The organism is Pseudomonas sp. DSP3-2-3, from assembly GCF_049898225.1.
Taxonomy (GTDB): domain Bacteria; phylum Pseudomonadota; class Gammaproteobacteria; order Pseudomonadales; family Pseudomonadaceae; genus Aquipseudomonas.
Window position 1 is genome coordinate 78,392 of sequence record NZ_JAFCXH010000016.1, and the last position, 14,598, is coordinate 92,989.

The 14,598-nt window shown below is 58.2% G+C and carries 11 protein-coding genes; 5 read left to right on the forward strand and 6 right to left on the reverse strand.

Features of this window, described 5'->3' with window-relative positions:
• Positions 1-115: 115 nt before the first annotated feature.
• Both tpx and ACP7E4_RS18855 read right to left on the reverse strand, forming a co-directional pair.
• A complete protein-coding gene (gene tpx, locus ACP7E4_RS18850) occupies positions 116-616 on the reverse strand; it encodes a thiol peroxidase (protein ID WP_426116882.1) in 501 nt (166 codons plus the stop codon).
• Between the two features lie 90 nt (positions 617-706).
• Positions 707-1,624: a LysR family transcriptional regulator gene (locus ACP7E4_RS18855; protein WP_426116884.1), complete on the reverse strand. Its 918-nt coding sequence runs from the start codon at positions 1,622-1,624 to the stop codon at positions 707-709.
• Positions 1,625-1,745: 121 nt separating this feature from the next.
• Here ACP7E4_RS18855 and ACP7E4_RS18860 point away from each other — a divergent pair, with 121 nt between their 5' ends.
• Positions 1,746-2,741 carry an aldo/keto reductase gene (locus ACP7E4_RS18860; RefSeq protein ID WP_426116886.1) on the forward strand — a complete coding sequence of 332 codons (996 nt, stop codon included), beginning with the start codon at positions 1,746-1,748 and terminating at the stop codon, positions 2,739-2,741.
• A 91-nt stretch (positions 2,742-2,832) separates the two neighbouring features.
• On the opposite strand, the gene ACP7E4_RS18865 is transcribed toward ACP7E4_RS18860, so the two are convergent.
• The 3 genes from ACP7E4_RS18865 to ACP7E4_RS18875 form a co-directional block, all read right to left on the reverse strand.
• A complete protein-coding gene (locus tag ACP7E4_RS18865; RefSeq protein WP_426116888.1) occupies positions 2,833-6,522 on the reverse strand; it encodes a translocation/assembly module TamB domain-containing protein in 3,690 nt (1,229 codons plus the stop codon).
• Positions 6,519-8,252: an autotransporter assembly complex protein TamA gene (locus ACP7E4_RS18870; protein WP_426116890.1), complete on the reverse strand. Its 1,734-nt coding sequence runs from the start codon at positions 8,250-8,252 to the stop codon at positions 6,519-6,521. Before ACP7E4_RS18870 ends, ACP7E4_RS18865 begins: the two co-directional genes overlap by 4 nt.
• Before the next feature lie 67 nt (positions 8,253-8,319).
• Complete coding sequence (locus tag ACP7E4_RS18875; RefSeq protein ID WP_426116892.1) at positions 8,320-8,970, reverse strand: GNAT family N-acetyltransferase; 651 nt, start codon at positions 8,968-8,970, stop codon at positions 8,320-8,322.
• Between the two features lie 217 nt (positions 8,971-9,187).
• On the opposite strand from ACP7E4_RS18875, the gene xthA reads away from it, so the two are divergent.
• Positions 9,188-10,000 carry an exodeoxyribonuclease III gene (gene xthA / locus ACP7E4_RS18880; RefSeq protein ID WP_426116894.1) on the forward strand — a complete coding sequence of 271 codons (813 nt, stop codon included), beginning with the start codon at positions 9,188-9,190 and terminating at the stop codon, positions 9,998-10,000.
• Positions 10,001-10,217: 217 nt separating this feature from the next.
• The gene (locus tag ACP7E4_RS18885) at positions 10,218-11,510 is read left to right on the forward strand and encodes a substrate-binding domain-containing protein (protein WP_426117022.1); all 1,293 of its coding nucleotides are present in this window, start codon (positions 10,218-10,220) and stop codon (positions 11,508-11,510) included.
• A gap of 202 nt (positions 11,511-11,712) precedes the next feature.
• Here ACP7E4_RS18885 and ACP7E4_RS18890 read toward each other — a convergent pair whose 3' ends face one another.
• The gene (locus tag ACP7E4_RS18890; protein WP_426116896.1) at positions 11,713-12,945 is read right to left on the reverse strand and encodes an acyl-CoA dehydrogenase; all 1,233 of its coding nucleotides are present in this window, start codon (positions 12,943-12,945) and stop codon (positions 11,713-11,715) included.
• 169 nt (positions 12,946-13,114) lie between these two features.
• On the opposite strand from ACP7E4_RS18890, the gene ACP7E4_RS18895 reads away from it, so the two are divergent.
• Complete coding sequence (locus ACP7E4_RS18895; RefSeq protein ID WP_426116898.1) at positions 13,115-14,065, forward strand: LysR family transcriptional regulator; 951 nt, start codon at positions 13,115-13,117, stop codon at positions 14,063-14,065.
• 129 nt (positions 14,066-14,194) lie between these two features.
• Complete coding sequence (locus tag ACP7E4_RS18900; protein ID WP_426116900.1) at positions 14,195-14,596, forward strand: MerR family transcriptional regulator; 402 nt, start codon at positions 14,195-14,197, stop codon at positions 14,594-14,596.
• Positions 14,597-14,598: the final 2 nt, after the last annotated feature.

The window sequence follows — 14,598 nt, forward strand, 5'->3', positions numbered from 1 at the left end:
ACGGTAAGCAAAGCGCCTTTACCGGCAATTTACGTTGGCGTTACTTCTGTTAAACACCTGAAGCATAAATAAAAACGGCCTGAGCAGGTTCAGGCCGTCCAAGTGTTGCCGGGTATTACTTCAATACGGACAACGCAGCGTCATAATCAGGTTCCTGACCGATTTCCGGAACCAGTTCGCTGTGCAGTACTTTGTCGTTTTCATCAAGCACCACAACGGCGCGAGTGGTCAGGCCCTGCATCGGGCCATCGGCGATCTCGACACCATAGTTCTTCATGAACTCGGTGCCACGCATGGTGGACAGGTTCTTGACGTTTTCCAGGCCTTCGGCACCGCAGAACCGCGCCTGCGCGAATGGCAGATCAGCGGAGATGCACAACACCACGGCGTTGGTCAGGTCGTTGGCCTGGGCGTTGAATTTGCGCACGGAAGTCGCGCAGGTCGGGGTATCGACACTTGGGAAGATGTTCAGCACTTTGCGCTTGCCGGCAAAGTCAGCCAGGGTCACATCGGCCAGGTCACCACCGACCAACGTGAACGCCGGAGCAGCACTGCCAACTGCTGGCAGGTCACCGTTGATTTGGACAGGGTTGCCTCTACGAGTCACTTGAGCCATGAACTGAGTCCTTTTTCCAGGGTTTGGGAAGAGCCGGAAGTTAACCACGAAAGCGCCCCGCGACCTAGATCGGATGCGGCTGAATTTGCTTCACCCATTGAGTTTTTCGAGCAGTTCCGTGCGCGCGCACAACTCCACCAGCCAATCGACAAAGACCCTCACCCGGCGCGACATCTGCCGATGCGGCGGGTAAAGCGCGAGCAGCGCCATCGCCGGTGGCCGGTAGATCTTGAGCACCTCCAGCAAGGTCCCGCGACGTAACTGCTCGGCGATATGGTAATACGGCGTCTGCACCAGCCCGTAGCCCGCTTCGCACGCCGCCAGATAACCATCGGCACTGTTGATCGACATCGCCTTGGGCAGGCTGAAATCCTTCACCTGTCCATCGATCATGAACTCCAGGCCGTAACGCTTGTTGGAGCTGGCAGAGAAGTATTCGATAACCTTGTGGCGCGGCAGATCCGCCAGGGTCTGCGGCGTGCCGTATTGCTCCAGATAGCGGCGACTGGCGCAGGTCACCTGAACCATGCGGGTCAGCGGCCGCGCCACCAGCGAATCATCCCGTGGCGGCCCGGCGCGCAGCACGCAATCGACCCCTTCGCGAATCAGATCCACCGGGCGGTCACTCATGCCGATCTCCAGCTCGATCATTGGATAGCGGGCACTGAATTGCGGCAACGCGGGGATCAAGATCATCCGCCCGAATCCCACCGGAATATCGATGCGCAATACTCCCTTGGGCGCGATGCTGGCAGAAGAAAAAACAGCTTCGGCCTCGTCCAGATCAGTCAGCAGACTGACACAGCGCTGATAGTAAGCCTGACCGTCCAGCGTCGGGCTGACTTGCCGGGTCGTGCGCTGCAACAACTGCACGCCCAGATGCGCTTCCAGCTGCTTGATCAGGATGGTCACCGAGGCTCTAGGCATGTGCAGGCTGTCGGCGGCCTTGGCAAAGCCGCCAAGTTCGACGATGCGGGTAAACACGCGCATGGCGTTGAATCGATCCATTGCAAAACCCTTGGCGCTTAATTATTTAGATTTTCTAAACAGTGAAAGCACTTTTAGCGGGTTTATCCAGATTTTGTCGAGGAGTAAAACTGTCGCCACTTTCAACGACAGGAGTTCATCAATGCAAACCCGTCAATTGGGCCGTAATGGTCCACGCGTTTCCGCCATCGGTCTTGGCTGCATGGGCATGACCGATTTCTACACCACCGGCAGTGACCGCAAGGAATCGATTGCAACGCTGCATCGTGCCTTGGAGCTCGGCGTCACCTTGCTCGATACCGCCGATATGTACGGGCCACACACTAACGAAGAACTGCTCGGTGAAGCCTTGCAAGGCAAGCGCGATCAAGTGTTCCTGGCCAGCAAGTTCGGTTTCGTCCGCGACGCCAATGACCCCACTGCTCGTGGCCTGAATGGCAGCCCTGAATATATTCGCAGCGCCATCGATGGCACCCTGAAGCGGCTGAACATCGAAACCCTCGACCTCTACTATCAGCACCGCATCGACCCGCAAGTCCCGGTTGAAGAATCGGTGGGGGCCATGGCCGAACTGGTCAAGGCCGGCAAAGTCCGTTATCTGGGCTTGAGCGAGGCGTCCGCAGAAACCCTGGAACGCGCGCACAAGGTCCATCCGATTACCGCGCTGCAAACCGAGTATTCATTGTGGAGCCGCGATCCCGAGGAAAACGGCAGCCTTGAAGCCTGCCGCCGTCTGGGCATCGCCTTTGTGCCTTACAGCCCGCTGGGCCGAGGATTCCTGACCGGCACGTTGAAAAGCCCGGACGACTTTGCCGCAGATGACTATCGCCGCAGCGCGCCGCGCTTTCAGAGTGAGAACTTCGCCAGGAATCTGCTTCTGGTCGAAAAGGTCCAGAAACTCGCCGCCGACAAGGGCGTGACCGCCGGACAACTGGCGTTGGCCTGGGTATTGGCACAAGGCGACGACATCGTGCCGATTCCAGGCACCAAGCAACGCAAATACCTGGAAGAGAACGTCGCGGCACTGGATATCAAACTCAGCGCCGGGGAATTGAAAGCGTTGCGGGATTTGTTTCCGGTTGAGGCGATTGCCGGGCAGCGGTATGGCGAGGCTTCGTTGAAGTTGGTGAATGGCTGATTGAAGTTTTATTGGGTATTTCGCTGCGTTGCTGAAACAGCGCGGTCCTGCTGCAAGCACCGAACATAATGTGGGACGAAGCGAACTGACCTCAAAAATCCCGCTTATAAAAGATATCCAGCGAACTGGCGATGCCGCTGGCGGCTTCCAGATACACCCTCTTGCTGAGCATGTAACGCAACGCAATGGTATTGGCCGGTTCGAATACGCCAACGCCATAACGCAGACTCAGTTTCTCGGTGATCTTGCCGCTGGCGACAACGTTGGTCTTGTCGCCGCTGCCTTGGGTGTCCAGTTCGAAATCCTTGATCCCCAGATTGTTCGCCAACTTGCCGGTAGTGGATTCGCTGCCGGCCAGCCCCAGGGCCAACGCGGCCTGGGCCATCATGTTGCTGTCTTCGCCGGTATTGTTCAGTGGCCTGCCCAGCACCAGATAAGACAACGCCTGCTCCTGACTCATGGCCGGTTCAGAAAACACCGTGGTGGTGGGCTGTTCAGCACTGCCGGACAGGCGGATGCCGGCAATCACATCGTCGGTCTGACGTATCGCCTCGACATCCAGATAAGGCTGGTCAGCGGGCCCGGCAAACAGCAGCCGCGCCTTGCGGATTGTCAGTCGTTGACCATAGGCGCGATAGCGACCGTTTTTCAGGTTAAGTTCGCCGCGAGTATCGAGGTTGTCGCCGATGTGTACCTGGCCGACCAGATCGGCGGTGAGGCCGAAACCGGTGAAGCTCAATTTTTCTTGCCCAACCTGGACATCGACATCCATCGCAATCGCCATGGGCGGCGCACCTTGTTCGGTCTGATGCCCGACGATCACAGTGTCGCCGGACAATTTCACGGTGGAAGGCGGCAGCTCACGCACCGTAATCACTCCCTTGGGAATCAGCACTTTGCCGGAAACACCAAGCCGATCGCCGTGCATGGATATTTTCAGATCAGGCGCAGCTTCCAGCGTCGCATAAGGTTCGACGGTAATCGGCAGGTGCGAGCCTTTCAGGTTCAAATCCACCCGCAGCGCCTGTCCCCAGCTGACTTGACAGTCCAGACTGCCTTGCCCCGCCGCACCACTTTTCCAGCCACCCTGAAGCTGAATGCTTTCCCCGGCAATCAGCGCCTTGATCTGCAGATCCTGCAGGCTAATGGGTAACTCCGGCCCGGAAATCTCGCCCCCGCTCAACATCACATTGCCGTTGACCTGCGGCGCCAGCAGCCCCCCAGACAGGCGGCCAGTGCCGTTAAGTCGTCCAGTGAGCTTTTGCACCATGGGCAGGAAAGGTCGGGCAATCGAAATATCCAGGCCGCTGAGGCTGAAATCACCACTGAGCGTCTTGTTCTCGGCCAGCGGATCGATCTTGGCGTTGAGCAGCAATGTGCCGAGTTTGCCACCGCGAAAATCCAGGCGACTGTCGATGAGCTTAGGTGTCAGCGTGCTGTTCAGCACCAGACTTTCGTAAGGGAAATCCAGCCATTGCTGTTTATCCCGCACGCGCAACGTACCGCCGTTGGCATTGACGATGATCTGGCCATTGGGGCCGGCAGCAGGCACGTCGAGTTGAACATCGGCGTTGAGCGAACCTTTCCAGGCGAAATCCTTGGGCATCCATTGCGCCAGGCTGTCGAGGGGGAAGTTTTTGAGGTGGTAGCGCAGGCGCGGTTCCGGCATCAGGCGCTGGTCTTCGCCGCACAGACTGGCAGGCCCGGAAAGCCAGCAGTGCGCGCCGAAATTGATTTTGCCATCGGCCAGTCGTTCGAGCCTGGCAGGTTGCTGCAGACGCCAGTTCTGACCGCCACTCTGCAGCGTGCCGCTTGCCAACCGACCACGCCAGTTGCCTTTGTCCAGATTGCCGTCCATAGCCAGTGCCAGCTTGAGCAATGGTCCCTGTAAATCGATTTTCAACTGCTGACGCTTGATATCGCCCTGGCCAGCCAGAACCAGTGTTCCCAGCGGGGTGTCGCCCGCCTGAATGCCGCTGCTTTTAAGGTCAATAACCGCCCGCTGAGCGTTGTCGAGCTTGCCGTTCAAGGTCAGGCTTTGCAGGCGATTGTCCTGAAACGCCAACTGCGCACCTTGCAGTGCCAGCACGCCTTGGGGCGCTTGCACTGTACCCGCCAGATCCAGGCGACCCTTGACTTGTCCTTGCAGCCCCGGCCAAAGCTGACCCAGACGCGGCAGGTTCAAATCCAGCTGACCGAGCAGACGCTGCTGCATACTGCCGCTGCCCTGAACACGATTGTCGCCAAGACGAATATCCAGAGCGCTGACATTCCATTTGTCGCCACTGCCGTCCGCCTTGGCTTGCAGCACCGCCGGTTGTCCTCGCAAACGACCCTTGAGATCAAGATCGGCACTCAGACTCAATTGTTCGTTCTTGAACTGGCCTTTGCTGCGCAGCGGACCTGCCAGGGTTCCGGGCATCTGCGCCAGCCAGTAGGAAGGATCAAGTGCACTCAGGTCCAGCGCCGTATCCCAGCCAATGCCGTCGGCAAATTGCAGATTCAAATGACCGCTGGCCTTGCCCTGCCCCGCAACCATTTCCAGCTGCGGAAGAAAGACCTGGGTAAGGTCGCCACTGAACGGGCTGCTCAGGCTGAACGCCCCCGCAGGGCCGTCCAGATCAGAGCTGAAATTGCCCAGATACTTGCCGTCGGTGTAGGAGACTTCGCCATTGAACTTGCGCATTGCCACTTGCGGCTCAGCCACTTCGGGATACAGGCGATGCCAGGGGAAATCCAGCCAGGCGATTTTTGCGTCGGCGCGCAAGCCTTGTTCCCAGTTCAGTTTGCCGGTCAGGTTCAGGCGCTGTTGCGGATTGGCGCTCAGGTCCAGCGCGTCGATATCAGCACTTTTTGCATCGACTCTGCCCTTGATCGCAAGCGCAACCGGGCCTTGTTCAGCCGGTAAACTGGCAGTGCCAGCCAGCTGATAACCAGCTTTGAGATCACCTTGGGCATCCAGCACCAATTGATTGAGCTGCAAGGTGGCCGGCAGCGCCGCGCTGGCCTTGAACGCATCTGACGTGATCCTCAGTTGCGCTGGCAGATTTTCCACAAGGGGCTGCAACTCACCCGTCAGTTGGGCTTGCAGATAACCACTGCTGATCGCATTCAGCTTAAGGGTTTTCAGCAGGTCGCCCTGGATATCCAGATTGACCACCCAGGCTTTGTCGTCCTGAGCAGGCAGTTTCAGCAACCCGCTGGCCGTCAAAGGCCAATCGCCGTCTGGCTTGAGCAAACCAGCCAGGTCCAGCACCAGATCGTCGCGTTGCAGATGCACGCTATCAATGCGCAGCCCTTCCTGGGTCCAGTGCGCCGCCAACTGCACGTCACGCAGTTGCTCGGCGCCATCCAGTTGCAGGCTGCCAATCCGCACGTCACCCAGGCGAACGGCCAGCGGAAGCTTGAGATCCGGCAAGGTAATCGGCCCGCCACTGCTTTCGTCGCTGCCGGGGGCCAGTTGCAGACGGATTTGCTCGGCCTGGAACTGATCAACGCACAGGGTCATTTTCAGCAAGCAGCTTGGTGACCAGGCAAACACCGGGGCGTCAAGCTCGGCCTTGGTTTCGGCTTGTTGCCAGACCAGACGGTCGGCGCTCCAGCGTCCGCCGAGCGTGCCATTGAAGTGATCCACCTGAAGACCCGGCACCTGCTGCAGCGCCCAACGGCTGCCCGCCTGGGTTCCAAGCAGTAACCAGAGCCCGGCAACGACCAACAGCAATAGGGCGACCACGCTCAGGCCGACAATCTTCAGCGAGCGCTGCCAGGTTAGAGTCTTCACAGTTCCGGCCCCATGGAGAAATGCAGGCGAATGCCGCCGTCGTCGTCCAGCGCGTGAGCCAGATCCAGACGCAACGGGCCCACTGGAGACACCCAGCGCACGCCAATGCCCACGCCGGTCTTGAGGCTGGGCAGATTCAAGGTGTTAAACGAATTGCCCTGGTCGACAAAGGTCGCCACGCGCCATTTTTCGGCGATTGAATATTGATACTCCACGCTCCCGGCCACCATGTAGCGCCCACCGATGCGGTCGCCGTCGGAATTCTCCGGCGAAAGGGTCTGATAGTCATAGCCGCGCACGCTCTGATCGCCACCGGCGAAGAAACGCAGGGACGGCGGGATCGACTTATAGCCATTGGTGGCGTTGCCGCCAAACTGCACCCGACCCAACAGGCGATGGTTCTGCCCCAACGTCGTCAACCCTTTAAGCAGCACATTGCCATGCAGCAGGTTTGAGTCGGACATCAACCCCTCCTTGGCGACCTGTGCATCAAACTGCAAGCGATAGCCGTTGTGCGGATCGATCCGGTTGTCGCTGCGCAGGAAGGAATAGCTGATGCCCGGCATCAGCAAGGTGCTCAGCCCGGAGTCGTCGCCAAGACGGTATTCCTCGCGCTGCCATTTCAACGAAATCACGCGCTCCCAGCCGCTGGGCAACCTGCTGTGCCATTCCGGACCGACCGTCAGCAGTTTGCTCAACGAGTCAGTGCCGGCGATCTCCTCATATTGATAGCCGCCGGCATAACGCAGCTTGTCGGTCAGCGGCGGATCCAGGGGAATGTCATACCAGAGGCCGACGTTCTGGCGCGGCGCCGACAGCTCTGATTCGATGCCATAACTGTGCCCCTGCGGATTGACCCAATGGCGCGTCCAGTTGGCCTTGCCACGCGGCCCGACGTCCGTGGAATAACCCAGGCCGAGTCCCATGGTGCGGGGCTTGCGGGTATCCAGCGCGACCGTCACCGGGATGCTCTGCCCGACGGCCGCAGTGGGAGCCGCGTCCACCCGGACACCTTCAAAATAGCCACTGGCTTGCATGGCCTGATTCAGCTCGGCAATCAGCTCCGAATCGTAGGGCGTGCCTTCCTTGAATGGCACCATACGCCTGAGCAAATCATCGTCGAAGGGCGCATCGCCACTGAAACTGACTTTGCCAAGGGAGTAGCGCGGGCCGCTGTCATAGACCAGATCAATGTCCGCCACACCCGCCGCCGGGTCGACCGACAGGCGCTGCTGCGTAAAACGACCGGAGAAAAAACCATAACGCGAGGCCTGATTCAGAATCAGCCGCTTGGCATCTTCGTAATGGCCATGATTGAGGACGGCGCCGCTTTTCAGGGCGGCGCTTTCGGGGATGCGAAACGCTTTGAGAGAAGCAGCCGGGCCGTCGACCCGCACGGTGACATTGCGCAGGTGGATCGGCTCGCCAGCTTGAACATTGATCACCAGCTGCAAGGTGCCGTTTTTGCCTGTGACCACTTCGCTGTCGACGCGCGCCTGATAATAACCCAGCGCCTGCGAAGCTCGTTGCGCCTGCTCCAGGGCGCCGATGCTGAAGTGTTCAAGACTTTCCTGATCGCGCTCGCCCGGGCTGCCCACGTAGCCTTCAATATTGGCTTTGAGTTCAGAATTGGCGGGGGTGATTTTCACATCGAGTTGCGCGGCAGCCGAGGCCGCGGCGCTGGTGAAAACAAGAAATAAACCGCTGATTATTTTTACAAAAGGCTTCATAGGCGCGAATGCTAACACGTGCGACAGGCGCCACTAAAACTCACCGAAAGGTATAAATTTCATACCCTTACGCCATGGCTTTGAGTGAAACCTGCGGATTAGGATGGAAAAACACGTGCTCTCGGATCGGTCCTACAGCCACTTCGCCGATTTCCTCGTAGCCCTGTCGCTTATAGAACTCAAGGTAACGAGGATTCCCAGTATCAACGACGATTCCTTGTGAGTTTTCGTCCACCGCGCACCAATCGTGCAACGCGTGCAACAACTGTTCGCCCAAGTGTTTGCCCTGGAACTCGGGATGGATGCCCAGCAGCGGCAAGACGTGCACCGACTCAGATGGCAGGCAGGCCAGCACCGCGTTGTAATACTCCAGATAACGCTTGGTGCAGTTGAAACCGGTGCTCAAGACCATGCGCAAACGCCAGGCCCAGCTTTCGGTAATGCCCAGTCGACGCTGCGGCGGCGCAATCAGTGCGGCACCCACCAGACGGTCTTCGACAAAGAGTCCCAGCGCAGGCAGATCCTGCAGAAAGTGCTGCTTGACGAGTTCGCGAACCGTCGCCCTCACCCGCTGATCAAACCCGGCCCGCTGGGAGTTGAACAGGTAAGCAAAACTAGGCTCGTGGCGATACGCGTGATACAGCAGCGAACGCGTTTCCCGGGAATAACCGCTGTCGAGCTGGCGGACTTCGGCCACGATGGCAGACGATTCAGGCATGAAAATTAACCTCATAGTGACGCAGCTGCTCGAACGGCAGCGTTTTGGTGATGCTCAGGCTTCGAGTCCCGGCCTGTGCCGAAAGTTGCGATAAACCTTCGCATGCGGCCTTGAGCGTAGCAGTCGGCTTATATTGGGGTTGCGGCCGACAGTACACTGGCCGAGAACTTACAGGTGGGCTAGCATCGCTTTTTGTTTTTGTCAGGACTGCCGTCACATGAAAATCGTCTCGTTCAACATAAACGGTCTGCGCGCCCGACCTCATCAGCTGGCGGCGCTGATTGAAAAGCATCAGCCAGACGTTATCGGCCTGCAGGAAACCAAAGTCTCGGACGAACAATTCCCTCAAGCCGACATTGAGGCGCTGGGTTATCACGTGCATTTCCACGGGCAGAAAGGCCATTACGGCGTCGCCCTGTTGTCCCGCAAGATGCCGCTGGCCCTGCACAAGGGTTTCGACACCGATGATGAAGAATCGCAAAAGCGTTTCATCTGGGGGACCTTCGCGGACAACAACGGCCAGCCGGTGACCATCATGAATGGCTATTTCCCACAAGGTGAAAGCCGCGATCACCCGACCAAATTCCCGGCCAAACAGCGCTTCTACAATGATCTGCAAACCTTGCTGGAAACCCGCTTCAGCAACGACCAGCCACTGGTGGTGATGGGCGACGTGAATATCTCGCCGCAGGATAGCGACATCGGCATCGGCCCGGACAACGCCAAGCGCTGGCTGAAAACCGGCAAATGCAGTTTCCTCCCGGAAGAACGCGAGTGGATGGAACGCCTTAAAGCCTGGGGTCTGGTTGACAGCTTCCGCCATCTTTACCCCGAAGTGATTGATCAGTTCAGCTGGTTCGACTACCGCAGCCGCGGATTCGAGGATGAGCCCAAGCGCGGGTTGCGCATCGACCTGATCATGGCGTCCCATGGCCTGCAACCAAGAATCAAGGCCGCAGGTGTGGATTACGATCTGCGCGGGATGGAAAAACCGTCTGATCATGCGCCGATCTGGCTCGAACTGGTTTGATCTGATGGCAAAAAATCTGGCCAGCCACTGTCGCTGGCCAGATCGCCACGCAACAAAACCGCGATGTTACCGCTCCGTCACATTCCAGTAACTTATCTGACTTATTCTCCCGGCACTTTCCTCCTTCCATAAGGTGCCGCAGATGCTGCGCGCTGTGTTTTCTCTTCGAGTCAGCCACCTTGTGCCGGCCTTGCTGGCGGGCATTTTTCTGGTGCCCATGAACGTTTCAGCGGCGCTACCGATTCCTGCTGATAACACCCCGGCCCTGCGTATTCAGGGCTCCAATACCATTGGCGCGCAATTGGGTCCGGCGCTTGTCGAAGGTTTGCTGCGCAAGCAAGGCCTGCAATCAGTGCATAGCGAGCCTGCGGCGATGCCGAACGAAGTGCGGATATCTGCCACCACTACTGAAGGCAAACCGGTTTTCATCGAAGTTGCGGCCCACGGCTCGGGTACGGGCTTTGCCGCGCTTAAAGCCAGTCTGGCCGACATCGCCGCCTCTTCGCGCCCCATCAAGAATCAGGAAGCACTCGACCTGGCAGGTTTTGGCGACCTGCGCAGCCGCAAGGCCGAACAAGTCATCGCAATCGATGGCGTCGCAGTGATCCTGCATCCCGGCAACCCGTTGCGGGAATTGACGACCGAGCAACTGGCGAAGGTATTTGCCGGGCAAATCAGCAATTGGGAGGAACTGGGCGGCAGCAGCGGCCCCATTCACTTGTACGCACGGGACGAACAATCCGGGACCTATGAAACCTTCAAAGAACTGGTGCTGCTCAAATACGGCAAAACACTGTCACGTACTGCCAAACGCTTCGAGTCCAGCGAACAGTTGTCGGATCTGGTCAGCCAGGACCGTTTTGGTATCGGGTTTATCGGCCTGCCCTATATTCGTCATGCCAAAGCCGTAGCCGTTGCCGATGGCGAGGCCAAGCCGATGTTGCCAACGGCAAGTCTGATCGCCACCGAAGACTATCCCCTCTCGCGACGCCTGTATTTGTACCTGCCGCCCGACCTGCATCAACGCTGGGCCAACGCCCTCGTGCAGTTCGCGCAAAGCCCGGACGGACAAGCCATCGTCGCGCAGAACGGTTTCGTGGCGCAGACGGTGCAAGCGATCAAGGTTCAGGCCACGCCGGAAATGCCACGTGACTACCAGGCCCTGACCCGCGAAGCGCAGCGGCTTTCGGTAAACTTCCGCTTCGCCCAGGGCAGCGCGAAACTCGACAACAAGGCGCAGCTGGACCTGAAACGCGTCATCGATTACCTCAAGCGCAACGACAAATTGAACCAGAGCGTTACGCTGGTGGGTTTTGGCGATGCCAAGACTGACCCTGAGCGCGCCACCCTGCTGTCCAGGCTGCGTGCCATGGCTGTGCGTCGGGAGTTGCTGAAAAACGATGTGATCCTGCGCGAAGTTCGGGGATTCGGCGACGAAATGCCCGTGGCGGGCAATGATGTGGACGAAGGCCGGATCAAGAATCGTCGGGTTGAGGTTTGGGTGAATTGAACCGTGGGACCGGATCTATCCGGGAAGGCGTCGGTGCAGTCAGCGAGACAGTTGGAGCCTGGCCCGGCCTCTTCGCGAACAAGTTCGCTCCCACAAGTTCGAAATCGGCACGAGCTCGTGGGACCGGATTTATCCGGGAAGAGGCACGGACATCCGCCCCATCTTCACCGGACAAAACACCCATTCGCGAATGAATTCGCTGCTACAGAGGTCGCTCTTTGGCGTATTCCTTCGGCACATACTTACCCAGCTCGAACTTGCCAATGGCCGCGCGATGGACTTCGTCCGGGCCGTCCGCCAGGCGTAGCGTGCGCTGCATGGCGTACATGTAGGCCAGAGGGAAATCATTGGAAACCCCCGCACCGCCGTGAATCTGAATAGCCCGATCAATCACCTTCAGCGCAACGTTGGGCGCCACTACCTTGATTTGGGCAATCTCGCTTTTCGCCACCTTGTTACCGACGGTATCCATCATGTACGCGGCCTTGAGCGTCAGCAGCCGCGCCATGTCGATTTCCATCCGAGAATCGGCGATCTTGTCGACATTTCCGCCCAAACGGGCCAGCGGACGCCCGAAAGCCACCCGACTGATCGCGCGTTTGCACATCAATTCCAGCGCGCGCTCGGCCATACCGATTGAACGCATGCAGTGGTGAATGCGCCCTGGCCCAAGTCGACCCTGAGCGATTTCAAAACCCCGCCCCTCACCCAACAGGACATTCTCATAAGGGACTCGCACGTTTTCAAACAGCACTTCGGCATGGCCATGGGGCGCGTCGTCGTAGCCGAAAACCGGGACCGGCCGCACGATTTTCACGCCGGGCGTGTCGGTTGGCACCAGGATCATCGAGTGCTGCTGGTGCCGTGGGCCATCGGGATCGCTCAGGCCCATGAAGATCAGAATCTTGCAGCGTGGATCGCAGGCGCCGGAGGTCCACCATTTACGGCCGTTGATGACCCACTCATCGCCCTGCCGCTCAGCGCGGGCCGCCATATTGGTGGCATCCGAAGACGCGACGTCGGGTTCGGTCATGGCAAATGCCGAGCGGATTTCGCCGCGCAATAACGGCTCAAGCCATTGGACTTTCTGCGCTTCGCTGGCATAACGCACCAGCACCTCCATATTGCCGGTATCCGGTGCCGAGCAATTGAAGGGTTCCGGGCCCAGCAGCGAACGACCCATGATTTCCGCCAGCGGGGCATATTCCAGGTTGGTCAGCCCGGCACCCAATTCTGATTCTGGCAAAAACAGGTTCCATAAACCTTCAGCCTTGGCCTTGGCCTTGAGCTCTTCCATGATCGCAGTGGGCTGCCAGCGGTCGCCCTCGGCGACTTGACGCTCAAACACCGGCTCAGCGGGATAGACGAAGGCATCCATGAACGCGGTGACGCGTTCGCGCAATTCCTGAACCTTCGATGAGTACGCAAAATCCATGGGTAGCTACCTTCTAATGAGGTTATCTGGTCATGAATTCGATGCTAGGCCAGAGACCAACATTTATCTAACCTATTCTCAGCGTGTATAAACATTCATAACCGATATATAGTCGAGCCACGCAGCCAACGAGCCGCGACACAACAAAAACAGCAACGAGGCGTATCGAATGAACCTGAGCAAGGTCGATCTCAATCTATTCATCGTGTTTGACGCGATCTATACCGAAGCCAATCTGACCCGCGCCGGGCAGATCGTCGGCATCACCCAACCAGCGGTTTCCAACGCCCTGGCCCGTCTTCGGGAAACCTTCAACGACCCGCTGTTTGTCCGCACCGCCCAGGGCATGGTGCCCACGCCCATGGCTCAGAACATTATCGGCCCGGTACGCAACGCGTTGTCGCTGCTCAGGGTTTCGGTGCAGGAAAGCCGGATTTTCAACCCCCTTCAGGCCAACAAGAACTACCGCATCAGCATGACCGACCTGACTGAAGCGGTAACGCTGCCCGCTTTGTTCCAGCGCCTGCGCCGCCTGGCGCCCAATGTCACCATCGAAAGCTTCCTGTCCAAACGCCGGGAAACCACCAAGGAACTGGCAGCCGGACGTCTTGATTTTGCGGTGGACGCCCCGCTCAACACTGACCCTCAGGTGCGACACGTCAAACTCATGGAGGACAAATACGTCTGCGCCATGCGCCGTGGCCATCCGCTGGCTGGCAAGGAGTTGTTCAAGCTCGAAGACTATCTATCACTGACGCATATCCATATTTCCAGCCGCCGCAGTGGCCTTGGTTACGTTGATCTGGCGCTTGGGAAAATGGGCATTCAGCGCAAGGTTGCCTTGCGCTCGCAGCATTACCTGATGGCGTCGCAAGTCCTGCAACAAACCGACATGGTCATGACAGTGCCGGAGCGCTTTGCCCGGCGGCACGACCTGCATTACGTTGCATTGCCGGTCAACGACGTGCCCTCGGTAGAAACCCATCTGTATTGGCACGAAAGCACCGATCAAGACCCGGCCAATCGCTGGATGCGTGAGCAAATCATCGAGCTGTGTCAGACCATTACGGCGAAGGAAAACACTTCGAAAGAACTTCATCTAGAACATGCAACTACATGATTTAGTTACTATTAGACTCACAACTTAATACTGTTTAGAGACTGGACGGACACAGCGACCGGCTTGATTGCTTGACGTTAACGTCAACGCCGCCGTAGGTTAGGCCTACGTTTTCCGTCGAGCGTTCTCATGAGTAACCAGACCTATAGCATTTCCGATCTCGCTCGCGAGCTGGACATCACCACCCGGGCGATTCGCTTTTATGAAGAGCAAGGCATGCTGGCCCCGGAGCGTCGAGGGCTGGAGCGCGTCTATTCCGCACGCGACAAGGTCACCCTGAAATTGATCCTGCGCGGCAAACGCATCGGCTTTTCCCTGGCTGAATGCCGGGACCTGATCGGGCTCTACGATCCAAGTGGCGGCAACCGCAAGCAATTGCACACCATGCTGGAGAAGATCATCGAACGTCGTAATCAGCTCGAACAGCAGTTGCTGGACATCCAGCAAATGCAACTGGAGCTGGATACTGCTGAGGAACGCTGCAAACTTGCCTTGGATAAAATTGATGAAAATCAGTTGATTACTGAATAAAT

What these genes read in the sequence shown, in the direction of transcription:
- tpx (WP_426116882.1), bottom strand. Translation starts at nt 616, where the DNA reads ATGGCTCAAGTGACTCGTAGAGGCAACCCTGTCCAAATCAACGGTGAC.
- ACP7E4_RS18855 (WP_426116884.1), bottom strand. Translation starts at nt 1,624, where the DNA reads ATGGATCGATTCAACGCCATGCGCGTGTTTACCCGCATCGTCGAACTT.
- ACP7E4_RS18860 (WP_426116886.1), top strand. Translation starts at nt 1,746, where the DNA reads ATGCAAACCCGTCAATTGGGCCGTAATGGTCCACGCGTTTCCGCCATC.
- ACP7E4_RS18870 (WP_426116890.1), bottom strand. Translation starts at nt 8,252, where the DNA reads ATGAAGCCTTTTGTAAAAATAATCAGCGGTTTATTTCTTGTTTTCACC.
- ACP7E4_RS18875 (WP_426116892.1), bottom strand. Translation starts at nt 8,970, where the DNA reads ATGCCTGAATCGTCTGCCATCGTGGCCGAAGTCCGCCAGCTCGACAGC.
- xthA (WP_426116894.1), top strand. Translation starts at nt 9,188, where the DNA reads ATGAAAATCGTCTCGTTCAACATAAACGGTCTGCGCGCCCGACCTCAT.
- ACP7E4_RS18885 (WP_426117022.1), top strand. Translation starts at nt 10,218, where the DNA reads ATGAACGTTTCAGCGGCGCTACCGATTCCTGCTGATAACACCCCGGCC.
- ACP7E4_RS18890 (WP_426116896.1), bottom strand. Translation starts at nt 12,945, where the DNA reads ATGGATTTTGCGTACTCATCGAAGGTTCAGGAATTGCGCGAACGCGTC.
- ACP7E4_RS18895 (WP_426116898.1), top strand. Translation starts at nt 13,115, where the DNA reads ATGAACCTGAGCAAGGTCGATCTCAATCTATTCATCGTGTTTGACGCG.
- ACP7E4_RS18900 (WP_426116900.1), top strand. Translation starts at nt 14,195, where the DNA reads ATGAGTAACCAGACCTATAGCATTTCCGATCTCGCTCGCGAGCTGGAC.